This window comes from Clostridium sp. ZBS15 (assembly GCF_023845705.1).
GTDB classification, from domain to species: Bacteria; Bacillota; Clostridia; order Clostridiales; family Clostridiaceae; genus Clostridium; species Clostridium aquiflavi.
Window position 1 is genome coordinate 36409 of the sequence record NZ_JAMQHY010000002.1, and the last position, 23782, is coordinate 60190.

Genomic DNA, 23782 nt, shown 5'->3' on the forward strand with positions numbered 1-23782 from the left:
TAACACATTTTTAATTTATATAAATATATTTAATGAGGTGAAAATATTGAATATTTACATTACAAATGAACATTTTTATGAAACTTGGTTTTGTTTTAATAAAGGAGATGAAAAAGAAAATCTTTTAGACCTTATGGATAGAACTTCAGCTTCAATATATACATATTCTAATGAAGAAACAAATGATATTGAATTTGTAGCCATAAAGCCTGAAGAATTTAATTTACTTTCATATCCTTATTCTTGGTGTGAAAAACCTATAATAAGATTTTCTACTAGAGGTATTGAATTATCTGATGAATTAATTATTAAAGGTAATTCTAGATTTGATGGAAGAATACATCACGGTTATCTTAATGCAGAAATTAAATTAGAAAATTTAGATGAGAATATACTAAGATGTGCATCTATACCTATAGATGAATTAATTACCTATGCTAAGTATCTTTGGTGTGAGGATATGGATCTTGATTATTTATTTACAGATAAAGCATTATATATAGAAGAAAAAATTCAACTTGGAAAAGATAAAGCTGAAAATATATATGATGATCAAAGCTATATGAACTATTTTGATGATATTGAATAAAATTTATGCTAATCTTATTAGACTTCAATTTTTTTCTTCAATTAGAAGCTATAGATATAAATAAAAATTTCACTGAATAATTCAAAGCTAAAATACCTCTAATGAAAAATACTCATTAGAGGTATTCATTTAAAGTTTTTCTTTAATTCTTCTATTTCTTTTTCTAATTGATTTACCCTAAAAGTTAATTTTTTTATCTTATCACAATTATCTTTTTTATTTCTTTTTTTGTACTTGTACTCTTTATCAAGTTTCACATCTTCATTTGAACAAAATGGATTATCTACATTCTTATACTCTGGATTATAATACCGTCCCGGACCACCTTGTTGATACTGTTGCTGTGCATTAAATGTTTCAATTACTTGTCCTACTAATTGTAGCCAGTTTCCATAAGCATTTAATAAGCTAGATGGTAATTTACTAGATATTGCATTAGCTATCAATTCTCCAATAACTAACATTAACATAGGGTCTAAATCTTGAAATCCACATGGCATATCTAAGTTTAAATTTTGACACTCATTTGTACTTGCCCCAGCACTTGGATCAATTTTACACTTTCTTTCTTCATCTTTTTCTTTGCATTTATCATCAGAATTATTCTTTTCACATTTTTTATAGCCAAGATGCTTTAATATCTCATCTAAATCATAAAAACTATTGTTATCCATATCTCACCTATATCTAAAATTATAAAAAATTATTACAATATATGTTTTATCTATCCAAATGGGGATCTAATATTATATTAATCTAGAAATAATTTTCTCTGTTAGTCTATTTACTATTTTCTATCTTTTTTATTCTTTTCTCTAATTCATACATTTTAGTTGCCATTCTATTAAATTCACATTCTAAATTTTCTAATTTAAAACATATATCATTTATGTTATTATATTTTTGCCTTAAACCTTTATCTTCATTTAAATTACCTTTTTTAAAATTTTCATCTTTAATTAAATCATTAGCATTATTTAAACCCTCTTCTTTCTTTGTATCAAAATTGCAAAAAGGATTTTCAACATTTTTATATGCATAATTGAAGTATCTTCCAGGTCCTATCTCATAATATTGCTGCTGCGTACCATAAGTTTCTATTATTTGACCAACAAGAATAATAAGATTAGATATAGTATTAGCAACATTGTACGGTAATTGTCCAGAAATAACATTTCCTATAACTTCTCCTAAAGTTACAAATAATATTGGATTTATATCTTGAAATCCCCCTGGTATATCTAAATTTAACTTTGAACACCAGTTTGTACTTGCCCCTGCTGTTGGATCTATTTTACACTTACAATCGCTTGTATTGCTTTCATTGCTTGATTCATTGGATTCTGTTGATTCATCATCTTCTTCAGTGATTTTTTCATACCCTAAATAATTCAAAAGTTCTTCAATTCCACTAAAATTATTTAAATCCATATTTCACCTTATAATTAATAACTCTAATATTAGATTACACAAAATTTAGATATCTGATACTAATTCTATTGGGTGCAATTTTTCTTTATTATATTTATACCATTTAACAAGATGTTGCATTTTTTTAGTACTTTCACCACATCTATCAACTGAGTTATACTCTTTGGTATACCCTGAAGTAATGGAAAAATGTTATTTTTAATTCCAAATATCTATTTTATAGCAACGAAAAAGAAGATGTTTCCTTATCTTAGGTTCATCTCCTTAAATTTCTACATACTATTTATTAAATTCACTTCACTTTAATAGCTTAATATTTTAACTTTATTTTAGTTTTAATCGATTCAAACATCATATCACATTTAAATATACTATATAACACTCTATATACACTAAAAGACACTTAAAAACATTTTTATTTCAAATAAAAAGAAAAGGTCTTATCTTAATCTTTTATATAATCTTTATATTCGCATACATTAATGAATTCACAATTATCAGTTTTGCATCTTACAGAACTTGTGCCATCACTATTAACAAATGAAAATGGTAAAATTACATTTGTTTGAACGCCAAATTTTCTTATATTTACATCATAGCCTTTTTTACATTCTTTTATCATTTTTTTCCTCCTTGGTTTATATCTATAAATATTATAACATATTTCCAAGATATTTGTTGATAAATTTCGACATTTTATTACTTTTTATTATTTAAAAGAATATCTTTTAACATTTTCACATAAGTTTTATTGTTGGTTTCTTGGAAATATTTTTCATATAATTCCATTGTATCATTACTAACTATAATAAAATTACCTAGTTCATCTTAATAATAGAGCAAATTATAAGTATAACTATTATTTAGATACTAATAATATAAAAAAGGAGATGATCTAGAGTTGTCAAAAAATAAAAAAGAAGATTTCATTGAAAAGTCAAATGATATATCAAAAGTTAAAGTCAAGTCATATGAAGAGAAACTAGATAATACAAACAATGTTGTATCTAGAGGTAAGGATATTACGTTTAATAAACTTTAAAATTATAAATAACTATTCATTTAATAAAAAATACAAATCTGTTCTAATTTTCTCATACAAAATTAGAACAGATTTCATTACTTATAAGAGAATAAAATAATTCTATATCATTAACAACCATAGTTATTGCTTCTCTTAAATACATATATCTATACAGTTTTTTTGTATTATTAGCCATATGTTTATCGGCTTAATGATATACGATTCTTATCAAATTCTCAATGTTTTATTTATATTTTTGATTATTTTCTTAATCAAAAATTTGTACTTTAACTAATTGTGCTTTGTTCCAATCACTAGCTTTTATTTCAGCTATTCTTTCTATTATCATAACAACTAATGTTTCATATTCAGAAGCCATATCTAAACTGGCTTTTACGTACACTCCAACACTTGTAATTGCTATTATGTATAACACAAAAACTTCGATAATATTTAATAAACTAATAATATCAAACTTTTCAACAACCTTAGTACTTGTACTTATTAGCGCTAATACAATTGATATTATAGTACTAACAGTAGTCATTGTAGTTGTTCTGTTTCTAAGTTGTTTAGCTTTCATTTCATATTTATATTTCAACAATTTTAACTCTCTAATATCTAACTGTCTTATTAGACTATAATTATTATTTAGATTATAATTATCATTTAGAAATATTTCATCTTTTTGCATTAATAGCACTTACTTATTCCCCCTATTATGTTTTTCAATATATACACATTTTACTTATTCCATATTATATCATAAAATACATAAATATATTGTTTTTTCTATATGTTCCTTTAACTTTAGAATATGTAACTTAGACTTACCGTTCTTTCTAGGTTCTATTTTTCAACATAAAAAAGAACCTAATGCAATTATTTGTACTAAGTTCATTATTTGCTATTTATATTTAATTATTTTCTGTATATTTATAAAATGATATCTCCTATTTTACGCACATGCTCCACCTCATTTTTTTAATCTAATTTTCTTATTTTACTGAATTTCACCCTGTTTCTCTAATTATCTATATCTTATTTATTTTTCTTTATATAATTGTTTTATTTTGTATTAAAAAATTACTAACCATCAAATTTGAGAATCCTTTTAAATGAATTCTAGGTAGCATTTACTTTGTATTATTCTTTATTACATATGTAACTGATATAATATCATGAAGAGCTTGTTTCTTCTTGGTAAAACCTGCCATAATATAACCAATAAAAAAAATTATCAAAGAAATATATTTGCTCCAATATCTAACAGTGGCTCTTAAAAATGAAATTTTATTATTATTTGCATCTACAACTATTATACCTAATGCCTTTTTACCAAGCGTTGCTTTTCCATTAGATGATTCAAAAAAAGAATAATATAACCAAGGTATAACTAAATAAATAATTACCCCTAAATTACCTAATATTATTTTTTTGATTTTTTGTTCAATACCAATTTCATTTAATATCCTGTCAAATAATATCCAAACTAACCAAAATAAAATATACACTAAAAAAATAGCTAATCTGTCAATAAAATACGCTAAATATCGATTCAAAAATCCTGCATACATTTATAATATCTTCCCCAAACTTTGTTAATATCATAATTATATTATTTGTTTATATGCTTTCATATAAATTAAATTCAATAATCTATTCGTTTATATTGTATAAAACATCATTAGTTGAATAATTTTTATCATTTATAGTAATTTTTTTAAATATATTTATATACTCAATTTCTTTTTGAGTTAACTCTTAATATAATATTTCTTAAATAGTTATTGACAGTATACATCAATACTGGCTTTTCAAAATCACTTCTTCCAGATGGATTATTAGACTTTAAAGAATTAATATCTGCAACATATGAATATTTCCCCTTTGTTTTTATAAGTTCCAAATAATATTTAATCTGTTTTGTTGTAACCTCTAGAGGAGTAGAGATATTGACTTCATCAGCCAAATATTTAGCATAGCTTCAATGTTCCTTCATAGGATTTTCTCATCTTTTTAGTCAAATCCTTATTGGTACAGTAAATCATAAAGTCATTAATACTTTCATCAAAATCATAAATTCTTTTCTTAAGTCTAGGCATAAAAAATAAGACACCTCCTAACCAATTTTTATCCTAAACTGATTAAATGATGTCTTATTGAAAGTTCATATATTTATAGGTATAAAATAATATTTGTTGGCTATACTTTATAAAAGTTATATATACTTAGCCTAGTAAAATATTACTATGATACTTTATTCTTAAGTCTTAATTTATCAGCAATAATTGCTATAAATTCTGAATTTGTTGGCTTGCCTTTGTCATTATGGATTGTGTATCCGAATAGCTTATTAATAGCTTCTATTTGACCTCTGCCCCACGCTACTTCTATAGCATGTCTTATTGCTCTTTCCACTCTTGAAGCTGTTGTATTGTACTTCTTAGCTATTGATGGATATAATTCTTTTGTTACAGCTGATAATAACTCTATGTCATTTACAACCATAGTTATTGCTTCTCTTAAATACATATATCCTTTTATATGAGCTGGTACACCAATTTCGTGTATAATATTTGTTATTTCTGTTTCTAAATCTAAAGTTCCTTTATTTTCTTGGCATTCACTAGTATAAGAAATCATAGATTGTGATGATGTTCTTCTTATACTTTGGTTATCTGTTTCATTATTGAACATTTCTCTTATTCTTTTTGTAAACACTTCCATATCAAATGGCTTAACAGTATAATAATCTGCTCCTAATGTTATTGCTTGTTGAGTAATTTTATCTTGACCTACTGCAGATAATATTATAATTTTAGGCATCTTTTCTAAGTTCATAGTATTTAATCTTTCTAAAACACCTAAACCATCTAAATGTGGCATTATTATATCTAGAATTAATAAATCTGGTTTCTTTTCAATTATTAAGTCTAAAGCTTCCCTACCGTCTTTTGCTATTCCAGTTACTATTATATTCCTTTGATTTAATAAATAATCGTTTAAAATACTGCAAAATTCCTTATTATCATCAGCAATAAGTACAGATATCTTTTTATCTTCCATGCTTTTTTCCTCTCCTTCATAAACCTAATTATATTACTATTTGAATCATACTCTCTATAACATCATAAACTACTCTTAATAGCCAAACTTATCACATTAAATAATTCTATACTCTTTAATAAAAATCCTCTTTTTGCTTTATTACGTTATAGTGATATGTATTACTTTACATTAAAAATAACAGTTAATAACTAAATTATAACACTAATTAATCAAATATAACATTAATTGTTATATTTAATTTATATTCCACTATTTGTAAATTATAACCTTATTTTTAATATAAGTAAATAGTTTTGTAGAAAATAGTTTGTAAAACTCATTATTTTTTTATTGTAAAAGCACTAATTATAAAAATTAGTGCTTTTAATACTACATGTTATTTTATTATTTCTGCATCTTTTAACATCCACTCTATATATATTCCATAACCTGTATCTGGCTTATTTATTAACACGTGAGTTACTGCTCCTACAATTTTATTATTTTGAATAATAGGACTTCCACTCATTCCTTGAACTATTCCTCCTGTTTTTTCTAATAACTTAGAATCAGTAACTTTTATCACCATACTTTTAGGTCCCGGAGTATTTTGTTCCAAAAGTTTAACTATTTCTATCTCATATTCTTTAGGTCCAGATTCGTCAATAGTCGTTATTATACTTGCCTTACCCTCACATATCTCATTTCTAAATCCAACTTTCATAGGTTTTACATTACTTTTTATAATATTCATATTTTCAACTGTTCCAAAAATACCACTTTCAGTATTACTTTTTATTTTACCACTTACATTATTTTCGTTTATAAATACACCTTTAAGTTCTCCTGGAGATCCTTTTTCACCTCTTCTTAAGCTTATTATTGATGATTCTAATAAATCACCTTTTTTAATTAAAAATGCTTCATTTGTATCACAGTCGGTAATAGGATGACCTAATGCACCAAATTTTTTTGATTCACTATCTATAAAAGTCATTGTTCCTACACCTGCTGTAGAATCTCTAATCCATAGTCCTAGTTTATAATCTGAGTTTTCTTCTTTTTTTAGTTCTATTTCTCTACTCAATTTTTCATTATGTCTCAATAAGTCAACTTTTATTTTGCATTCTTTGCAATCTTTAATTATACCTACTAAATCTTTGCAATTTTCAACTTCTTCACCATTAATCTTTAATATTATATCTCCTAATTGAACTCCACCTAATTTACCGGGGCTTTCTTCTGTTACATTATTAATTACTATATCAGAATATCCTACAACTAAAACACCTTGTGTAGATACTCTAACACCTACGCTATTTCCACCTGGATAAATTTCTAGATTTTTTACTTTTTGAACCTCTAATGACTTTACTGGTATCAACCCTAATAACTTAACCTCGTATTTATTCCCGTAATCTTCAATTTTATTTATTGTACTTCCTATCGGAATCATCGAAGATACTGGTATATCTTTATTTGTATATATTGTGTTTGGAATACCTTTTAAATATATACTAGTTATTAAAACCAGAATCAAGATTGGAGCTGTAATTAAACTAATAGTTTTTAATATTTTCTTCTTCATAATTTCCCTCCTCCTTTGCTTCTGATTTTAATTTCCCCATGAGACAAGCCTCTTATGCTGTATTAACATTGTTATAAAAGTCAAAAATTTTTAGTTCATGTTAAATTTTTTATAAATATATTTTTATTGTTATTTGAAAAAATATAAAATCCATTCTTAAAATTATGGATTTTTCTAATTTTTTGCCTTTTAGAACTCGCCTGCAAGAAATTTGGGACAATAAAAAAAAAATAAAACCACGCATTACATGATTTTATTTTTACCAAAATATATTACTATATGTATTAATTTTTAAATTTCTAATTTTTTTAACTCGGCAATTTTTATCATTTCTTTCACATTATTTAATGTTGCTTCTGTAACTTCATCGCCACCAAGCATTCTACCAATTTGATACTCTTTTTCTTCTTTTGTTAACACTCTTATATTAGTAAATGTCTTATTTTCTTTTACTACTTTTGATACAAAGTAATGATAATCTGATAAAATTGCTATTTGTGGAAGATGTGTTATGCATAGAACTTGGTGATTTTTAGAGACTTGATACATTTTTTCGCCAACTCTTTTTGCCACAACACCACTAATACCAGTATCTATTTCATCAAAAATTAAAGTTGCTATTTCATCTTTATCTGCAAAAACACATTTTAATGCAAGCATTATTCTTGAAAGTTCTCCACCAGATAATATTTTTTCTAATGGCATAAGTGGTTCTCCAGGATTTGTAGAAATCATAAAGCATACATCATCAAAACCTCTAGAATTAAACTTTTCTTCTCTTATTATACTTATTTTCATAGTTGATTTTTCAAGACCTACAAAACTAAGTTCATTTAAAATTTTTTCTTTTAATTCAATGCTTTTATCAACTCTTAATTCATGAAGTTTTAGTGATACTTTTTCCATTTCTTTCATAATTTCTTGCTTTTTCAAATTCAATTCTTCAATGATTTTTTCAGAATTTATAAGATCATTATATTGTATTTTTATTTTATTATAATACTCTAAAACTTCTGTTATAGTAGCTCCATATTTTTTCTTATATTGATTAATTTCATATATTCTTGCATTTATTTTTTCTAAAGCGTCATCATCATATACAACTTCTTCAGCTATATTTCTTATATCTCTAGATACTTCTTCTATTGTATAAAAAGCCTCTTCTATTAGTTCTCTATTTTTTTTAACTTTTTCAAAATTATTTTCAATATTCGATAATTCTTGAATTACCTTTGATATTGAATTTATAATACTATTTTCTCCATCAACACCATTTAATAAAGCATATGATAAATTTAAACTCTTGCTTATTTTTTCAGCATTTGATAGTAAATTAAATTCTTCTTTTAAATTTTCTTCTTCTTTTTCTTTTAATTTTCCTTTTTCTATATCCTCAATTTGAAATTTAAGATAGTCTAAAAGTTTATCTCTATCATCATTTCCACATATTTGTTGAATTTTGTTTTCGATTTGTAATAAACTATCTTTTAAAGAAGTAAATTCTTCTAAGTGATTAAGAATTTCTTCTCCTATAAATTCATCTAAGTACAATATATGACTATTTCTTTGAAGAAGAGTTTGATTTTGATGTTGACCATGTATATCTAATAATCTTTCTCTTATTTTTTTTAATTGAGATGCTAAAAAAGTTTTTCCGTTAACTTTAATTAAACTTCTCCCACTTTGATGAGTTTCTCTAGAGACAATTAGCATATCATCGTCACTTTCAATATCCAATTCAATCAATACATTTTTTAATAAGCTATTTTCAATAGTAAATATAGCTTCAACATAAGTTTTATCTTCTCCAGTTCTTATTAAACTTTTCGAAAATTTTCCACCTAATACATAATCTATTGCATCAATTAAAATAGATTTACCTGCTCCTGTTTCACCTGAAAGAATATTAAATCCTTCATTGAAATTCATAGTTATTTCTTGTATCAATGCAAAATTTTTAATGTTTAATTGAATTAACATATATACCCATCCTTATATTTATAGTGATATTCTTTTTCTTATTTTAGCTACTAATTCTTCTGCTTTTTCTAAACTTCTAAGAAGTATAAATATTGTATTGTCTCCCGCTACTGTTCCTGCTATATCGGATCCTTCTAAATTATCTATAGCCTCTGCTGCTGCTGATCCGGAACCACTTATAGTTTTTATTACTACCATCTTATCTACGTTTTCTGCACTTATAACCGTATTAGATAATATATTACTTAATCTGTCTATTATGTTTTTTTCTTCACCAGAAGATACAACATATTTATAATTTCCAGAAGCACCTTGTATTTTAATAAGTTTTAAATTTTTGATATCTCTTGAAACAGTTGCTTGAGTTACATCAAAACCTTGTGATTTTAATTCTTCCGCTAAGTCTTCCTGAGTTTCTATTTCTTTAGATGATATAATTTCTAATATCTTAGTATGTCTTTTTGATTTCAAATTTCTTCACCATCACATTCCTTAGAATTATTTAATACCTTATTTCTTATTACTTTAAAATAATCATAATCGTTAAATAACAGTAATTTTAATGACTTTGGATTCTTTTTTACAGTTATAACAGAATTGTCTTTCATTTCTATTGCTCTTTGTCCATCTATTGTCAAGTATATTTGATCTCCGCCATTTTGTGCTATTATCTTTATAGTACTATCACCTTTTAGTACAATTGGATGCATACTCTTTGTATGACCACATATAGGCACTATACTAATAACTTCTAAGTCAGGATATATAAATGGTCCTCCTGCTGAAAAAGAATACGCTGTTGATCCCGTAGGAGTTGAAACAATAAGTCCATCGCCTTTAAATATAGCATATAATTTTTCATCAACAAATATCTTGAATTTTACCATTCTTGACAAAGTTCCTCTTGCTACTGCAACTTCATTTAAGGCCTTGATATTCTTTATTGACTCATTTATATCTACTTCACAGTTTAACATCATTCTCTTGTGTACTTTACAATCTTTAGTCATCAATTTTTTTAATGCCAAATCTAAATCGGATATTTCTATACTAGATAAAACTCCTAAGTTACCTATATTTATTCCTAATATAGGTGCCTTAAAATCATCATCCAATTCCCTTGCTACCCCAAGAAGTGTTCCATCTCCTCCTAAAACAATAAGTAAATCTAATGAACCTAAATTTAAATCTTTTATATCAAAACTATTGTATACTTCAATATTAGTAATATTGCAAATATTTTCAATTTTTTCTTTCACCATATTTAAAATAGTATTTTTACAGTCTTTTGATGGATTTATCGCAATACCTATATTCTTCATAACCCCTCCGAAAATCTCTAAAGTTCTTTATGAGATTCCTCTATAACCCTTTCTACATCATCAATTTGAAAATTACTTTCTTTTTCATTATCTTTTGTAAAATAGACTAAGTATTCTCGGTTTCCCTCTGGGCCTTTTATTGGAGAATATCCTACCCCTAGGATATTTAAGTTTTCATTTTTAAGGAATTCAATTATTCCATACACTACTTCTTTATGTGTACTAATTTCTCTAACAACGCCTTTTTTACCAACTTTTTCACGACCCGCTTCAAATTGTGGCTTTATTAAAGCTACCACTTCACCAGTATTTTTTAAAAGTCCTAATGTTGCTGGCATTATCTTTTTTAAAGATATAAAAGATACATCTATTGATGCAAAATCTAAAGGTTCACCAATATCTTCTAATGTAACATATCTAATATTAGTTCTTTCCATGCATACTACTCTTTCATCAGTTCTTAATTTCCATGCAAACTGACCATATCCTACATCTACTGAATACACTTTCTTTGCTCCATTTTGAAGCATACAATCAGTAAATCCACCAGTAGATGCCCCTATATCCATACATACCTTATCTTCTAAAGATATATCATAGGACTTCATAGCTTTTTCTAGCTTAAGTCCACCTCTACTCACGTATTTAAGTTTTGCGCCTTTATATTCTATGTTAGCATTTATACTTACTTTTTCTCCTGCTTTATCAACTCTTTGACCATCAACAAATACTTTACCTTCCATAATACAAGCCTTAGCTCTATCCCTAGAAGTAATTATACCCTTTTCTACTAAAAGTATATCAAGTCTTTCCTTTTTTTCTGCCATATATTATATTCTCCTTTTAATTATAAAGTTTAAGGATTGTATTACTTATACTTACAGGATCTAATCCATATGTTTTATAAAGTATTTCTACATTTCCTTGTGGGATAAATTCATCATCATATCCTAATAATTTCATATTTCCCTTATAATTTATACAATTTAAATATTCTAGAATAGCTATTCCGAGGCCTCCACATATAATATTATCCTCAATAGTTAAAATATCATATCCTTCTTCTTTTAAATTCTTTAATAAATGTTCATCTATTGGCTTTATAAAAGTTGCATTTATTATCTTAGGATTTATTCCTTTTTCTTTTAGTATTTCCTTTGCTAAAAGTGCATGTTGAAGCATTCTTCCGCTAGCTATAATGCATATCTTATTTCCTTCACTTGCAATTTCCCATTTTCCATAACTTATCTCTTTTAAAGCATCTAAATTACAAACAACATCTTTACCTCTTGGATATCTTATGGCTACAGGTGAATTCTTTTTTATTGCCCATTTTAATAAACTTAAAATTTCTTCTGTACATTTAGGAGCTACTATTGTCATATTAGGCATCATTGACAAATAACTTACATCCATAATTCCTTGATGAGTTTCTCCATCTTCTCCTACTATTCCTGCTCTATCTATAGCAAATATTACAGGTAAGTTTTGAATACACACATCATGTATTACCTGATCAAATCCTCTTTGTAAAAAAGTAGAATATACTGCAAATACAGGCTTTAATCCATTAGCTGCCATTCCTGCTGCTAATGTTACTGCATGTTGTTCTGCTATTCCAACATCAAAAAATCTTTCTGGATAAGTAGTAGAAAAATCTTTTAGTCCAGTTCCGTCTGGCATAGCTGCTGTTATAGCAACTAGTTCTTTTTCTTCTTTTGCTATATCCATTAATGCATTACCAAAAGCTTTAGAATATGTTTCCTTGCAAGCTTTGTTTGGTTCTTCCTTTTTATCATTACTAGGTGGAATTCCATGATACTTAGATGGACTTTTTTCTGCTAATGAATATCCTCTACCTTTTTGAGTTACTGTGTGTATTATAACAGGACCTTCTATATCTTTAACTTTACTGAAAACTTCGTTCATTGCTTTTATATCATGACCATCAATAGGACCTATATATTTTACTCCCATATTTTCAAAAAACATTGAAGGCACAACTAATTGCTTTATACTATCTTTTACTTTTGACATTTTAGAAATAAGATCTTTTCCTAAATCAGATGAACCAAGAGATGTATTTATATTAGCTTTTAATTTATTATATGTTTGGCCCATTCTTAATTTATTTAAATATCTAGAAAGTCCCCCAACATTAAGTGAAATAGACATTTGGTTATCGTTTAAAATTATCACCATTTTAGTTTTTCTAAAACCAACATCATTTAAAGCTTCTAATGCCATTCCACCTGTTAAAGCTCCATCTCCGATTACAGAAACTACAGTGTACTTTTCTTTCTTTAAATCCCTAGCTCTTGCCATTCCAAGTCCAGCTGATATTGAAGTACTACTATGACCTGTGTCAAAATAATCATACTTGCTTTCATTTCTCTTTGGAAATCCACTTAGACCATCAAACTGTCTAAGATTTTTAAACTCACCTTTTCTACCAGTTAAAATCTTATACACATAACTTTGGTGTCCTACATCCCATACTATTTTATCTTTTTCAAAATCAAAAGATTTCATAAGACTTAAAGTAAGCTCTACAACACCTAAGTTAGATGATAAATGTCCCCCTGTTTTGGAAACACTTTCTATTAAAAATCGCCTTATTTCTTTGCTTAATCTCTCTGTATCACTATCACTCAAATTATTTAAATCTTTTGGAAAATTTAAACTATCTAATAATGATTTCATAATAACCATTCCCTTTTTTAATTTAGTCTATTTAAAAGATTATAAGTTAATTCTTTTAATAAACTAGCGTCTACACTTAAGTTATCTAAAATTTTTATACATTCATCAGTTAACATTTTACAAAGCTCTTCACATTTTTCTAATCCATAAACAGTTATAAAATTAGTTTTGTTTAATTCTTTATCTCTATTAGTTGCTTTGCCTAATGTTTCTTCTGTTCCTACTATATCTAATATATCATCTTTTATTTGAAAAGCTAAGCCTAATTTTTTACCATATTCATTTAAAGCTTCTATATCACCACTTGGAACTTTTGCTAAAATACCACCAGCTACTATTGATACTCTTATAAGTTCCCCTGTCTTTTTTTCGTGCATATATTCTAATTCTTCTTTTGATATTTCGCTTCCTTCACTTAATACATCAACAACTTGACCGCCTATCATTCCTTCTGCGCCTGCTGCTTTTGAAATTTCATAAGAAGCTTTTAAAGCACTTTCTCCTAATTCTAATGAACTTTTCATAAGTAAAGTCATAGCTTCATTTAATAATGCATCACCTGCTAAAACTGCAATATTTTCACCGAAAATCTTATGATTTGTTGGTTTACCTCTTCTTAAATCATCATCATCCATGCATGGAAGATCATCATGTATTAAAGAATAAGTATGTATCATTTCAATTGCAGCTGCCATTGGCATTATTTTTTCTATATTATCTTTATATAAAGAATAAGTTAATATAAGTAATGTTGGACGTATTCTTTTTCCACCTATATTTACACTATATCCTGCTGATTCATAAACAGCTTTATTATAAGAACTTCTATTTGTAAAATAATTTTTTAAATAATTATCTATTGCATTTTTTAAATTATCTATCTCCATCTTGACTTTCAAACTCCACTTCTTTCTCTTCCTTAATTACAGATATTTTTCCTTCATATGAATTTAAAGTTTTATAAAGTTTATTTACTAATTTTACTCCATCTTCATAAGATTTCATACCCTCTTCAAGGTTTAAATTATCATCTTCTAAAGTACTCAAAATATCTTGAAGTTTACCAAGCATATCTTCATAGCTTTCTTTCTTTGCCATATAATACTCTCCTTACTTAATAGGTATAAAATTCCCTTTAATTTTTCCATCACTTAAAGAAATACTTATTTCTTTTTTTTCATCTAATTGTGATATTTCTTTAATGATCTTATTATTTTCATCCTCTATTATAGCATATCCTTTATTAAGTACCTTTATAGGATTATTAGCGCTTAATAAATTATTTAATGATTCTATCTTTTGCTTTTCTCTTTTTATTTTTATATCTATTGCAAAATATAATCTATCTTTTAATTTATCAATTTCTAAATATGAGTTTACTATTTTTGACATTGGAGAATGTAATTTTAGAATTTTCTCATTTGACTCTAATCTACTTTTGCAATCTTTTAATTTCTTTTGTATTTCATAATCTAATGATTTTGCTATATCATAAATTCTTGTGTTTATATCACTTAATAGCGGAACTGCTATTTCAGCTGCTTGTGACGGTGTTGCTGCTCTTACATCAGAAACAAAATCTGAAATTGTAAAATCGACTTCATGACCTACTGCTGAAATAATAGGAAGCTTAGAATTAAATATAACTTTTGCAAGTTCTTCTTCATTAAAGTTCCATAATTCTTCTATAGAACCTCCACCTCTTCCAACTATTATTAGATCTATATTTTTCTTCTTATTAAAATATTCAATTCCTGCAATTATTTCTTTATATGCACCGTCACCTTGAACCTTAGCTGGATATAATATTATGTCTACTAATGAGTTTCTTCTTTTAGTTACATTTATTATATCTCTTATTACTGCACCTGTTGATGAGGTTATAACACCTATTCTTTTAGCGTACATAGGGATATTCTTTTTATATATTTCATCAAAATATCCAGACTTTGATAATTTTTCTTTAAGAGCTTCGAATTTTATAAATAATTCTCCTTGCCCTTCTTTTTTTATCTCATCACAATAAAGTTGAAAACTCCCTGTAGCTGTATAAATAGATGCTCTTCCCTTTACCATCACTTCCATACCATCTTCTAAGGCAATATTTAAAAGACTTGCTTTGCTTTTAAACATAACACAATTTACTTTACTATTGTTATCTTTTAAAGAAAAATAAATATGCCCACTGCTATGGAACTTTAAATTAGAAATCTCCCCTTTTACAGAGAGATTATTTAAAATAAAGTCATTATCAATTACTTTTTTTATATAGTTTGTTAGATCTGAAACAGTTAAAGTTTTAATCTTCATATTCCTTTAAAGCCTCACATGAATTTTTTATTAAAAGAGTAGTAGTTAAAGCTCCAACTCCACCTGGTACTGGTGTTACGAAAGAAGCTTTATCTATTACCTTGTCAAAATTAACATCGCCTGTTATTTTACCTTCAAAAGATGAAGTACCTACGTCAATAACTATTGCATTTTCTTTTATGTATTCTTCATCTATAAACTTAGGTTTACCAATTGCTACAACTAATATGTCTGCTTTACTACATACTTCTTTTAAATTCTTTGTTTTAGAATGACATATAGTAACTGTTGCATTCTCATTTAATAAAAGTTGTGCTACTGGCTTTCCTACTATATTACTTCTTCCAAGAACAACTACTTCCTTACCCGTTATATCAATATTAAGACTCTTAATTAAAGTTACAACTGAATTAGGTGTACATGGTAAAAATCCTTTTTCCCCCATATACAATTTACCTTGACTTTCAAATGTAAGACAATCTATATCCTTTTTAACAGATATCTCTTTTATTATCTTTTTTTCGTTTAAATGCTTAGGTAATGGTAATTGAAGCATTATGCCTTGAATATTAACATCTTCATTTAATTTATGAATCTCATTTATAACATCTTCATCAGTAACATCTTCTTCTAATATAATCTTTAAAAAATCTACACCTAAAGAATTAGCCACCTTTTCTTGACTTGACATATAATAAATTGATCCCCCATCATTTCCAACTAATATAGATGCAATCTTTGGAATCCTAAGTTTATTATTTTTTCTTTCTTCAACAAAAGTTTTTATTTCTTCTTTTATCTTTAATGCTACTTCTTTTCCGTTTATAATTTGCCCCATTTTTATTTTCGCCCCTTATATTTTATTTTTTTAAGATATTATCTAAAACTCCATTTATAAATGAAACGCTTTTTTCATCTGAATATTTCTTTGTTATTTCTAATGCTTCATTTATTGCAACTCTGTTTGGAATTTCTTCATCATATAATAATTCATATACAGCTAATCTTAATATACATAAGTTAACCTTTGATATTCTATCTATTTTCCAATTACATAAATTCTTTGATATAGCCTCATCTATGTTATCTTTATTATTTTCTACCCCTATTAATATTCTCTTTATGTATGTTATATCTAATTCTTTTATATCACTTTCATAATTGTCTATAAAGTTTTCTAATGTTTCCTCATAATTATCAGTGTTTAATGTCATCCCAAATAATAATTCCATTGCTTTTTCTCTTGATAGTTTTCTATTCATCTGATCCTCCACGTACTTTAAATTCTTCTTAATTCTTGTCATTTTTGTTGAAATTTATTCTCTAAATAATATCTAGCATGGAAACACCCTCTGAAATTCAGAGGGTGAAATTTAGATACTACTTAGATTCAACTTCTTCTTTTTTCGGCATATAAATGTTTTGAACATACACATTTACTGCTTCTACTACTAATCCAGTCATAGCTTCAACCGTTCTTTTTACATTATCTTGAACTTGTGAAACTACCTCCATTATTTTTACACCATACTCGACGCTTAAATTTATATCTATAGTTGCTTTATCATCAAGCAAAGTAACCTTCGTTGACTTCCCTAATGACTTTTTACCCTTTAAAATGCTTGATAAGTTATTTGAGCCCCCTATTTGGTAATCACTAACGCCATCAATTTCTTGTGCGGCAATGCCTGCAATAACGCTTACTACTTCGTCTGATATTTTTACGATACCAACGTTATCTTCTTTATTCAAACTTTCCATGCTTTTCACCCTCCTAGGTTTTGTAATAACAAAACATGTTAATCTTACGTTTATTATAACAAATATGATTTAACATTACAATTAAACTTATATTATTTTTCAAAGCTATAATTATGTTATTTTTGAACTTGTATTACTACATCTTTTATCTTTGATACATTTTGTACTATTTCTTGAATGGCAATGCTATCTTTCTCTTCAAGAGTATTTGCTGACTTTACTATTACTGTTGCTTTCTTGTCATCAATCATACATAATGCATCTTCATATCCTTTATTTTTTATGTTTAATTCAACTCTTCCTTCATTATCTTTTCTTAAAATTCTTTCTGTCAATTCCTTATTTGCATCTTCCTTCTTTTCCTTAGATGTATTTTCATCTGCTACTAACGCTTTTAAGCTTTGAATTGTTGCACTTTCTTGTTGTTCTCTTTCACTTCTAGATTGAAAGAAGTATTCATTTTGACTTAATGTAGCTTTATCATCATCTGCTTTAGCTACTTCTCCTTTTTCCTCACTTACCCCTACATTTTCTGTTGATAATACTGCACTTAAATCAGTCGGATCGTTTAGTCCTCCCTTATTTAACTTTGCTGCTAACACCCCTACACATAATATTAATGCTAACAAAGTAAAGATTATACCTAATTGTTTCCTTTTCATAATATTTTCCTCCCATCCTTTTTATCTTTTAAATTATATGCTACTTCTTCATCGGATATACATTAACCTTATCCAAAGTTAAGTTATATAATTTTGAAATTGCTTGCTCAATGTTATATTTTGTTTTACTATTTTCTGCACCTTCTGCAACAACAACAGCACCTGTTATTTTTGGTTTATATGTTCTTAAAATAAATGGTTCATTTCCACCGTCTTTACTTGTCATAACAACTGTTGCGCCATCATTTTTTTGATTATTAGTTCTCTTTCCTCCTTCAGTATCCGTTTCTTCCGTAGTTGATACTTGAGCATTAGTATCATATGCTGGAATTTTTTCTTCTCCACTTTCAAATGAAATCATTACGTCAACTTCTCCTACCCCCTCCATCTTTTTTAATATATTTTTTAATTCCACCTTTTGATTTTCTTCATATGTTTTTTGATCACCTGAAATAGTCGTTGAAGTGCTTACTTCATTTTCTTTTGGACTTTCTTTTTTGTCTTCTTTATAAATAATGTCATTACTCTTATTTATATATTTATTCTTTGGTAATAATACATTCATGGTCACAAATATAAATGCTAATACTAAGCAAATAGAAATAAGATTGCTTAATTTTTTTTCGCCTAGTATTTTCTTTAGATTATTAGAAAATTTTTTTTTATCCATAAACTCATCTCCTATTCCTCTATTTTATATACTTCTATTTTCTCTTTAGGAATATCTAGCTGTTCACTTATAAATGTCACTATTTCTTTATACTGGCTATTTTGATTCTCTTCATAATATTTATCACTTTTATTAATTATCACCTTTTTAATTTTACTTACTGACTTTTCGCTTATACCTATTTTTATTTTTTTTATATCAAAAATCATGTTATTAAAATTAACTATACATTCAACATCACTTTTAAAGTTTTTATTTGGATATTCAGATTTAAGTAAACTTTCACAATTCTTATTAAAATTTTCTTCAAAAGCTTGTTTTCTTAAATCTCCATCCTTTAACTTATCCTCATCACTACTTTTAATTTCATTTTTATAATTAGAGAATACGTCTTCATAATTACTTATAGACTCATATATACTGTCTTCTCCATTTGAAATAATTTTCACTATTGGATTTAATATTATGGTTATTAAAACTAACCCTAATATAAACTTTAGATATTTTTTCATACCATTATTAGGGCTTATAAGTTCTATTGCCGTTATAAATATAAGTGCAGTAACTAAGGTTGTTACGAGTTCCTTTAACAAATTCATGTCTTATCCTCCCACTATAAACAGCCCTGAGGATGCAACAAGAGCTATTAAAATAAAAAACATTAAACTTACGCTTAAAACACATGATATAATTAACGTCATTGAATTTCCTGCTGCCGCCACTGAATTAGTTATTCTAGAATCACTTATTGGTTCTATTAACGCTGCAGCTAATTTATATATCACTGTCATAAGTACTAATTTTATTATTGGGTATAAAAGCATTAATACTATAATTAATAGTCCTACTGAACTTATTGCATTTTTAATTATTAATGAATATCCTGCAATAGAAGCAATAGCATCAGAAAATGTCTTTCCTACTATAGGTATGAAATTATCAACCGCAAATTTAGTAGTTTTTAACGTAACTGCATCTATTGTTTTTGATGTAATTCCTCTTACTGTTAAAACACCAATAAAAACAGTTATTATTATTCCTTGCATCCATAAAGTGCACTGTTTTAAAAGTTTACAAAGATTCGTAATCTTATGATCATTAGATAAATTATTTGCAAACTCTAATACAAACCCCATTAATATAAGTGGAATTATAATATTAGAATAAATTCTCGGTATAAACACTACAGCTGCTAAAATAATAGGGTCTAATGTTGCTGCCTGAGTTAATCCTCCTACCATAGCTATCATTGTTATAAGCACCGGTAATAATGCAGCCATAAAATCAGAAATATTTAATATAACTTCTTTTGCAACACCTATAGATATAATAAAACTCTTTGAAAGAATCATTATTATCAACGCATAGCATGCATAAAAAGCTATTTCCGATACATTGTCATTTGAAAATGCATCTTGTAAATTTTTAATTAGTGAACAGATTATAACTATTGTAACTATTGATATTATAAGTTTTAATACACTTCTAACTTCCTTAAATAATATACTCGTTAATGCCTTGCTCAAGGATTTTATATTAAAATCACCTTCACCATTTTTAATATATTCCTTGATATATTGAATTGGATCTAGATCATTCATGAGCTCTACATTATTTTTCATTTTATTTATATACTCATATAAATTATTTATTTGTTTTTGTGTACTATCATCTAAACTATCTATTGTGATTTCATCCATTATAGATTCACTTTTATTAGCATGAGAATTACTGCTTGTACTTAAGTTATTTTGTTCAAAAGCATATACTGATTTTTCTGGTATAAAGATACAATTTAATACAGAAATAACAATAATACTTATCAAAAAAAATATTGTACATCTTTTTATTATCTTCATATCTATTTCACCTACATTATCTGTAGTATAGAATTTAATACAGCCATAAGAATTGGAATTGCTAATACTAAAATCATTATTTTTCCTGAAAACTCTACTTTAGTTGCTATACTTGAAGCTCCAGCATCTTTACATAATTCACTTGTAAATGAAGCTAAATAAGCAATTGCTAAAATTTTTAGGATAACTCCAATATAAAATGTATCTATATTAGCTCTATCTGCTACAGTTTTTAAAAATGTAATTATTTCTTGTACTTGACCTATCATGAAAAGTAATATTAAAGTACCAACTGTTAAAGAAATAAATGTAGTCATTTCAGATTTGCTATTTTTAAAAATTAAAGTTAGAAACAAACCAACAAAGGCTAAGGCCACAACTTTTACTATCAACATAAAATCACCTACATTACGAACATAGTTTTTACTGTGTTAAACAAGTCTCCAATAAGAGAAACTATCATTAATAAGAGTATTACAGTACCTGCAATATTAGTTATAGCTGCAACATCACCTTTTCCACTACTTGTTAATACCTTATCGAGTATAACAAGTAATATTCCTGCCCCTCCAATTTTAAAAAGAATGCTTATATCGTGCATAATAAATTCACCACCTAAATTAAAAATATTGTAATCATAGCACCAATGCATATCCCTAAATATCTATATACTTTTATATTTTTTTTAGATTCCTCTTCTGCCTCTTTTAAATTGCTCCTTATATTTTCTATTACTAAATTAAAAATTTTTTCTTGGCCATAAAGTCCTGATTCTCCTAAAGACTTTATGAAATCTATTAAAAAGTTTTTATCACTATCTGATAAATAAAACTCTTCTTCTAAAAAAATATATTCACTACTAAAAGCACTATATACACTTTCTGCTTCACCTTCACATAACTTTTCATTTACATTACCTATTAGAGTATTTAATGGTTTAATTGTCTTTTTCTGAATATTGATTAATGCTTCTGGCAAAGGCGTACTTCCATATAAAATTTCATTTTGCAATATTATTAAATTTTTTAAAATTTCCTTAAGTTGAATGTATCTTTTTCTAAAAGTTTCACCATATAAAAAGCCAATATAAGAAATAGTTAAAAATAGCATAAAGATGAGTACTAATTTAAGCATATTTTTTCTTCTCCTCTTAATTTATAAACTTTTTCTATAGTGCCTACCCCTTGTCTTGAACTTAAAATAATAGCTCTTTCAAGTATTTGATTATCAATAAGTTCCTTAAATACTTTACGTTTATAAATATCCTCAATTGTAAATCCATGAATACTTGTAATTATATTTACTCCAGAATTAAATGCCATAATTAATGCTTCAATATCTCCTTTAGTGCCAATTTCATCACAAATTAATACCTCTGGTGATAAACTTCTTATTGACATAATCATTCCTTCTTTTTTCAAACAATTATCTAAAATATCTGTTCTAATTCCTAAATCACTTTGAGGAACTCCAAAGTAACAAGCTCCAATTTCACTTCTTTCATCAATTACAGAAACCTTTTTACCATTTAAACCTAATAATTTCATTCCATTTGATATGTTTCTAGATATATCTCTTAAAATTGTTGTCTTTCCACATTTAGGTGGAGAAATAATTATTGTATTGTAAATCCTATCTCCACTAACTATATATTTCATAATTTTATTGGAACATCCTATAACTTCTCTGCAAAATCTAACATTTATAGATGATATATTCCTAATAGTTTTTACTTCACCATTGCACATAACACATTCGCCAGCAATACCTATTCTATGTCCACCTTTAATTGTTATAAAACCTTGTTTTATATCTTCTTCATAAGCATATAGTGAATAATTAGATATTTTTTGTATTATTGATTTCATCTCTTCCTTTGATGGATTATAATTTACAATTGATTCTCCTTTATTAGAATAAACTATAATAGGTTTATCTATTTTTATCCTTATTTCATAAAGTTGTTCTAGTTTACATTTATCTTTAAGTACATTAAATATATTACTTGGAAATATATTTAAGAAATCACTATCATCTTTCATCTCACTTCCTCCTCTAATGTTTTTCTTAGTTATTAATATTTATATAAAAATTAAAATATTACTGTTAAATAAAAAAAGATATGTAAAATTAAATTACATACCTTTAAAATCATATGAAAAATTGTGTTTAAAATACTATATGCATCGTATTATATATACATAAACTTTAAATTTAGATATATATTTCTTTATAAAAAAAATCGCCAAGGCGACTTTTGTAACGCAGATTCTTTTAGCCATGTACCCTTTCCAAACACAATGATGTAATAATGGTGTGGCATAAGATTTTTATAATTTCCTAAAAAATAAAAAAAGCCATAGTAAAACTATGGACATTAAATATTTAGCCTTTAATATTCTTATTGCAATATGGACATGGAATTTCATTATTATTTTTTAAAGTTGATTGTTCTGCAAAAACTGTATTGCCACAATGGCAACAAGTAGCTTCTACATATTCATCTTCTAATTCATTTAGTTCATCTATTGATACTTCTTCAAAAAGTTCCTCTTGAAGACCACTTAAGTCATCATCCATAAATCTAATGTTTTCTTCTATAGTTTCTTGATTTACAGTTAATTCTTCAATTTTACTATCCATAGTTTCTAAAATTGATACTATTGATGAAAAATAGTTTTTATATTCTTCACTTTCAATATTAGATAAATTTAACTTTAACTCATTAATTTGATTCCTTAGTTTTTCCATGTTTCCCACTTCCTTTTATAAATAAAGTTGCTAAGAAATAACTTAGCAACTTTATTTAGTATTAAAACCTTAAATACATAC

The 23782-nt window shown here is 26.4% G+C and carries 32 protein-coding genes; 2 read left to right on the forward strand and 30 right to left on the reverse strand.

The features are described from left to right. Window positions 1–37 precede the first annotated feature (37 nt). Window positions 38–589 carry a hypothetical protein gene (locus tag NG904_RS00745; protein ID WP_252229134.1) on the forward strand — a complete coding sequence of 184 codons (552 nt, stop codon included), beginning with the start codon at window positions 38–40 and terminating at the stop codon, window positions 587–589. A gap of 125 nt (window positions 590–714) precedes the next feature. Here NG904_RS00745 and NG904_RS00750 read toward each other — a convergent pair whose 3' ends face one another. The 3 genes from NG904_RS00750 to NG904_RS00760 all read right to left on the reverse strand — a co-directional run bounded on the left by NG904_RS00750 (window position 715) and on the right by NG904_RS00760 (window position 2642). Then, a complete protein-coding gene (locus tag NG904_RS00750; protein ID WP_252213422.1) occupies window positions 715–1263 on the reverse strand; it encodes a hypothetical protein in 549 nt (182 codons plus the stop codon). 106 nt (window positions 1264–1369) lie between these two features. Next, window positions 1370–2020 carry a hypothetical protein gene (locus NG904_RS00755; protein ID WP_252229136.1) on the reverse strand — a complete coding sequence of 217 codons (651 nt, stop codon included), beginning with the start codon at window positions 2018–2020 and terminating at the stop codon, window positions 1370–1372. Between the two features lie 445 nt (window positions 2021–2465). Next, on the reverse strand, window positions 2466–2642 hold the full coding sequence (locus tag NG904_RS00760) for a hypothetical protein (RefSeq protein WP_252213415.1): 177 nt from the start codon (window positions 2640–2642) through the stop codon (window positions 2466–2468). Window positions 2643–2921: 279 nt separating this feature from the next. On the opposite strand from NG904_RS00760, the gene NG904_RS00765 reads away from it, so the two are divergent. Beyond that, window positions 2922–3062 (forward strand): hypothetical protein, encoded by a 141-nt coding sequence (locus tag NG904_RS00765; protein WP_252213413.1) that lies wholly within the window; start codon window positions 2922–2924, stop codon window positions 3060–3062. A 52-nt stretch (window positions 3063–3114) separates the two neighbouring features. On the opposite strand, the gene NG904_RS17215 is transcribed toward NG904_RS00765, so the two are convergent. The 27 genes from NG904_RS17215 to NG904_RS00890 form a co-directional block, all read right to left on the reverse strand. After that, window positions 3115–3240, reverse strand: coding sequence for a hypothetical protein (locus NG904_RS17215; protein ID WP_286674256.1), 126 nt, complete (start codon window positions 3238–3240; stop codon window positions 3115–3117). A gap of 72 nt (window positions 3241–3312) precedes the next feature. Continuing rightward, complete coding sequence (locus NG904_RS00770) at window positions 3313–3747, reverse strand: hypothetical protein (RefSeq protein ID WP_252213411.1); 435 nt, start codon at window positions 3745–3747, stop codon at window positions 3313–3315. A gap of 433 nt (window positions 3748–4180) precedes the next feature. Further along, the gene (locus NG904_RS00775) at window positions 4181–4621 is read right to left on the reverse strand and encodes an RDD family protein (protein WP_252229139.1); all 441 of its coding nucleotides are present in this window, start codon (window positions 4619–4621) and stop codon (window positions 4181–4183) included. A 164-nt stretch (window positions 4622–4785) separates the two neighbouring features. Next, window positions 4786–4953 (reverse strand): hypothetical protein, encoded by a 168-nt coding sequence (locus tag NG904_RS00780; RefSeq protein ID WP_252229141.1) that lies wholly within the window; start codon window positions 4951–4953, stop codon window positions 4786–4788. Window positions 4954–5020: 67 nt separating this feature from the next. Beyond that, entirely contained in the window at window positions 5021–5149 is a 129-nt protein-coding gene (locus tag NG904_RS17220; RefSeq protein ID WP_286674257.1) for a hypothetical protein, read from the reverse strand. Between the two features lie 145 nt (window positions 5150–5294). Further along, window positions 5295–6113 (reverse strand): sporulation transcription factor Spo0A, encoded by an 819-nt coding sequence (gene spo0A, locus NG904_RS00785; RefSeq protein ID WP_252213405.1) that lies wholly within the window; start codon window positions 6111–6113, stop codon window positions 5295–5297. Between the two features lie 379 nt (window positions 6114–6492). Beyond that, window positions 6493–7683 carry a SpoIVB peptidase gene (gene spoIVB / locus NG904_RS00790; protein WP_252213403.1) on the reverse strand — a complete coding sequence of 397 codons (1191 nt, stop codon included), beginning with the start codon at window positions 7681–7683 and terminating at the stop codon, window positions 6493–6495. Between the two features lie 291 nt (window positions 7684–7974). Further along, complete coding sequence (gene recN / locus NG904_RS00795; RefSeq protein ID WP_252229143.1) at window positions 7975–9663, reverse strand: DNA repair protein RecN; 1689 nt, start codon at window positions 9661–9663, stop codon at window positions 7975–7977. Between the two features lie 18 nt (window positions 9664–9681). Continuing rightward, window positions 9682–10134: an arginine repressor gene (locus NG904_RS00800; protein ID WP_252213399.1), complete on the reverse strand. Its 453-nt coding sequence runs from the start codon at window positions 10132–10134 to the stop codon at window positions 9682–9684. Next, complete coding sequence (locus tag NG904_RS00805) at window positions 10131–10985, reverse strand: NAD(+)/NADH kinase (protein ID WP_252229145.1); 855 nt, start codon at window positions 10983–10985, stop codon at window positions 10131–10133. Before NG904_RS00805 ends, NG904_RS00800 begins: the two co-directional genes overlap by 4 nt. A gap of 17 nt (window positions 10986–11002) precedes the next feature. Further along, window positions 11003–11812, reverse strand: coding sequence for a TlyA family RNA methyltransferase (locus NG904_RS00810; RefSeq protein ID WP_252229147.1), 810 nt, complete (start codon window positions 11810–11812; stop codon window positions 11003–11005). Between the two features lie 16 nt (window positions 11813–11828). Beyond that, window positions 11829–13688, reverse strand: coding sequence for a 1-deoxy-D-xylulose-5-phosphate synthase (dxs, locus tag NG904_RS00815; RefSeq protein WP_252229149.1), 1860 nt, complete (start codon window positions 13686–13688; stop codon window positions 11829–11831). A 17-nt stretch (window positions 13689–13705) separates the two neighbouring features. Next, the gene (locus NG904_RS00820; protein WP_252213387.1) at window positions 13706–14575 is read right to left on the reverse strand and encodes a polyprenyl synthetase family protein; all 870 of its coding nucleotides are present in this window, start codon (window positions 14573–14575) and stop codon (window positions 13706–13708) included. Beyond that, complete coding sequence (gene xseB / locus NG904_RS00825) at window positions 14562–14786, reverse strand: exodeoxyribonuclease VII small subunit (RefSeq protein WP_252213384.1); 225 nt, start codon at window positions 14784–14786, stop codon at window positions 14562–14564. The genes NG904_RS00820 and xseB overlap by 14 nt, the downstream gene beginning before the upstream one ends. Window positions 14787–14798: 12 nt before the next feature. Continuing rightward, window positions 14799–15998 (reverse strand): exodeoxyribonuclease VII large subunit, encoded by a 1200-nt coding sequence (gene xseA / locus NG904_RS00830; protein ID WP_252229151.1) that lies wholly within the window; start codon window positions 15996–15998, stop codon window positions 14799–14801. After that, complete coding sequence (locus NG904_RS00835) at window positions 15988–16836, reverse strand: bifunctional methylenetetrahydrofolate dehydrogenase/methenyltetrahydrofolate cyclohydrolase (protein WP_252229153.1); 849 nt, start codon at window positions 16834–16836, stop codon at window positions 15988–15990. Before NG904_RS00835 ends, xseA begins: the two co-directional genes overlap by 11 nt. A gap of 22 nt (window positions 16837–16858) precedes the next feature. Next, window positions 16859–17260: a transcription antitermination factor NusB gene (gene nusB / locus NG904_RS00840; protein ID WP_252213375.1), complete on the reverse strand. Its 402-nt coding sequence runs from the start codon at window positions 17258–17260 to the stop codon at window positions 16859–16861. A gap of 118 nt (window positions 17261–17378) precedes the next feature. Continuing rightward, complete coding sequence (locus tag NG904_RS00845) at window positions 17379–17759, reverse strand: Asp23/Gls24 family envelope stress response protein (RefSeq protein WP_252213372.1); 381 nt, start codon at window positions 17757–17759, stop codon at window positions 17379–17381. A gap of 116 nt (window positions 17760–17875) precedes the next feature. Beyond that, the gene (locus tag NG904_RS00850) at window positions 17876–18421 is read right to left on the reverse strand and encodes a SpoIIIAH-like family protein (RefSeq protein ID WP_252213369.1); all 546 of its coding nucleotides are present in this window, start codon (window positions 18419–18421) and stop codon (window positions 17876–17878) included. A 40-nt stretch (window positions 18422–18461) separates the two neighbouring features. Continuing rightward, window positions 18462–19091: a stage III sporulation protein AG gene (gene spoIIIAG / locus NG904_RS00855; RefSeq protein WP_252226007.1), complete on the reverse strand. Its 630-nt coding sequence runs from the start codon at window positions 19089–19091 to the stop codon at window positions 18462–18464. A gap of 11 nt (window positions 19092–19102) precedes the next feature. After that, the gene (spoIIIAF, locus tag NG904_RS00860) at window positions 19103–19690 is read right to left on the reverse strand and encodes a stage III sporulation protein AF (RefSeq protein ID WP_252213363.1); all 588 of its coding nucleotides are present in this window, start codon (window positions 19688–19690) and stop codon (window positions 19103–19105) included. A gap of 3 nt (window positions 19691–19693) precedes the next feature. Continuing rightward, on the reverse strand, window positions 19694–20950 hold the full coding sequence (gene spoIIIAE, locus NG904_RS00865; RefSeq protein ID WP_252213360.1) for a stage III sporulation protein AE: 1257 nt from the start codon (window positions 20948–20950) through the stop codon (window positions 19694–19696). A gap of 11 nt (window positions 20951–20961) precedes the next feature. Further along, window positions 20962–21345 (reverse strand): stage III sporulation protein AD, encoded by a 384-nt coding sequence (gene spoIIIAD, locus NG904_RS00870; protein ID WP_252213357.1) that lies wholly within the window; start codon window positions 21343–21345, stop codon window positions 20962–20964. A gap of 8 nt (window positions 21346–21353) precedes the next feature. Then, window positions 21354–21551 (reverse strand): stage III sporulation protein AC, encoded by a 198-nt coding sequence (gene spoIIIAC / locus NG904_RS00875; RefSeq protein WP_003374374.1) that lies wholly within the window; start codon window positions 21549–21551, stop codon window positions 21354–21356. 14 nt (window positions 21552–21565) lie between these two features. Next, entirely contained in the window at window positions 21566–22084 is a 519-nt protein-coding gene (spoIIIAB, locus tag NG904_RS00880; protein WP_252229156.1) for a stage III sporulation protein SpoIIIAB, read from the reverse strand. After that, entirely contained in the window at window positions 22072–22992 is a 921-nt protein-coding gene (gene spoIIIAA / locus NG904_RS00885) for a stage III sporulation protein AA (RefSeq protein ID WP_252213351.1), read from the reverse strand. Before spoIIIAA ends, spoIIIAB begins: the two co-directional genes overlap by 13 nt. A gap of 343 nt (window positions 22993–23335) precedes the next feature. Continuing rightward, window positions 23336–23701: a CD1247 N-terminal domain-containing protein gene (locus NG904_RS00890; protein ID WP_252213349.1), complete on the reverse strand. Its 366-nt coding sequence runs from the start codon at window positions 23699–23701 to the stop codon at window positions 23336–23338. Window positions 23702–23782: the final 81 nt, after the last annotated feature.

Coding starts and splice junctions, on each gene's coding strand:
- NG904_RS00750 (WP_252213422.1), bottom strand. CDS start 1,263: ATGGATAACAATAGTTTTTATGATTTAGATGAGATATTAAAGCATCTT.
- NG904_RS00755 (WP_252229136.1), bottom strand. CDS start 2,020: ATGGATTTAAATAATTTTAGTGGAATTGAAGAACTTTTGAATTATTTA.
- NG904_RS00760 (WP_252213415.1), bottom strand. CDS start 2,642: ATGATAAAAGAATGTAAAAAAGGCTATGATGTAAATATAAGAAAATTT.
- NG904_RS17215 (WP_286674256.1), bottom strand. CDS start 3,240: ATGGCTAATAATACAAAAAAACTGTATAGATATATGTATTTAAGAGAA.
- NG904_RS00775 (WP_252229139.1), bottom strand. CDS start 4,621: ATGTATGCAGGATTTTTGAATCGATATTTAGCGTATTTTATTGACAGA.
- NG904_RS17220 (WP_286674257.1), bottom strand. CDS start 5,149: ATGCCTAGACTTAAGAAAAGAATTTATGATTTTGATGAAAGTATTAAT.
- spo0A (WP_252213405.1), bottom strand. CDS start 6,113: ATGGAAGATAAAAAGATATCTGTACTTATTGCTGATGATAATAAGGAA.
- spoIVB (WP_252213403.1), bottom strand. CDS start 7,683: ATGAAGAAGAAAATATTAAAAACTATTAGTTTAATTACAGCTCCAATC.
- recN (WP_252229143.1), bottom strand. CDS start 9,663: ATGTTAATTCAATTAAACATTAAAAATTTTGCATTGATACAAGAAATA.
- NG904_RS00805 (WP_252229145.1), bottom strand. CDS start 10,985: ATGAAGAATATAGGTATTGCGATAAATCCATCAAAAGACTGTAAAAAT.
- NG904_RS00810 (WP_252229147.1), bottom strand. CDS start 11,812: ATGGCAGAAAAAAAGGAAAGACTTGATATACTTTTAGTAGAAAAGGGT.
- dxs (WP_252229149.1), bottom strand. CDS start 13,688: ATGAAATCATTATTAGATAGTTTAAATTTTCCAAAAGATTTAAATAAT.
- NG904_RS00820 (WP_252213387.1), bottom strand. CDS start 14,575: ATGGAGATAGATAATTTAAAAAATGCAATAGATAATTATTTAAAAAAT.
- xseB (WP_252213384.1), bottom strand. CDS start 14,786: ATGGCAAAGAAAGAAAGCTATGAAGATATGCTTGGTAAACTTCAAGAT.
- xseA (WP_252229151.1), bottom strand. CDS start 15,998: ATGAAGATTAAAACTTTAACTGTTTCAGATCTAACAAACTATATAAAA.
- NG904_RS00835 (WP_252229153.1), bottom strand. CDS start 16,836: ATGGGGCAAATTATAAACGGAAAAGAAGTAGCATTAAAGATAAAAGAA.
- nusB (WP_252213375.1), bottom strand. CDS start 17,260: ATGAATAGAAAACTATCAAGAGAAAAAGCAATGGAATTATTATTTGGG.
- NG904_RS00845 (WP_252213372.1), bottom strand. CDS start 17,759: ATGGAAAGTTTGAATAAAGAAGATAACGTTGGTATCGTAAAAATATCA.
- NG904_RS00850 (WP_252213369.1), bottom strand. CDS start 18,421: ATGAAAAGGAAACAATTAGGTATAATCTTTACTTTGTTAGCATTAATA.
- spoIIIAG (WP_252226007.1), bottom strand. CDS start 19,091: ATGGATAAAAAAAAATTTTCTAATAATCTAAAGAAAATACTAGGCGAA.
- spoIIIAF (WP_252213363.1), bottom strand. CDS start 19,690: ATGAATTTGTTAAAGGAACTCGTAACAACCTTAGTTACTGCACTTATA.
- spoIIIAE (WP_252213360.1), bottom strand. CDS start 20,950: ATGAAGATAATAAAAAGATGTACAATATTTTTTTTGATAAGTATTATT.
- spoIIIAD (WP_252213357.1), bottom strand. CDS start 21,345: ATGTTGATAGTAAAAGTTGTGGCCTTAGCCTTTGTTGGTTTGTTTCTA.
- spoIIIAC (WP_003374374.1), bottom strand. CDS start 21,551: ATGCACGATATAAGCATTCTTTTTAAAATTGGAGGGGCAGGAATATTA.
- spoIIIAB (WP_252229156.1), bottom strand. CDS start 22,084: ATGCTTAAATTAGTACTCATCTTTATGCTATTTTTAACTATTTCTTAT.
- spoIIIAA (WP_252213351.1), bottom strand. CDS start 22,992: ATGAAAGATGATAGTGATTTCTTAAATATATTTCCAAGTAATATATTT.
- NG904_RS00890 (WP_252213349.1), bottom strand. CDS start 23,701: ATGGAAAAACTAAGGAATCAAATTAATGAGTTAAAGTTAAATTTATCT.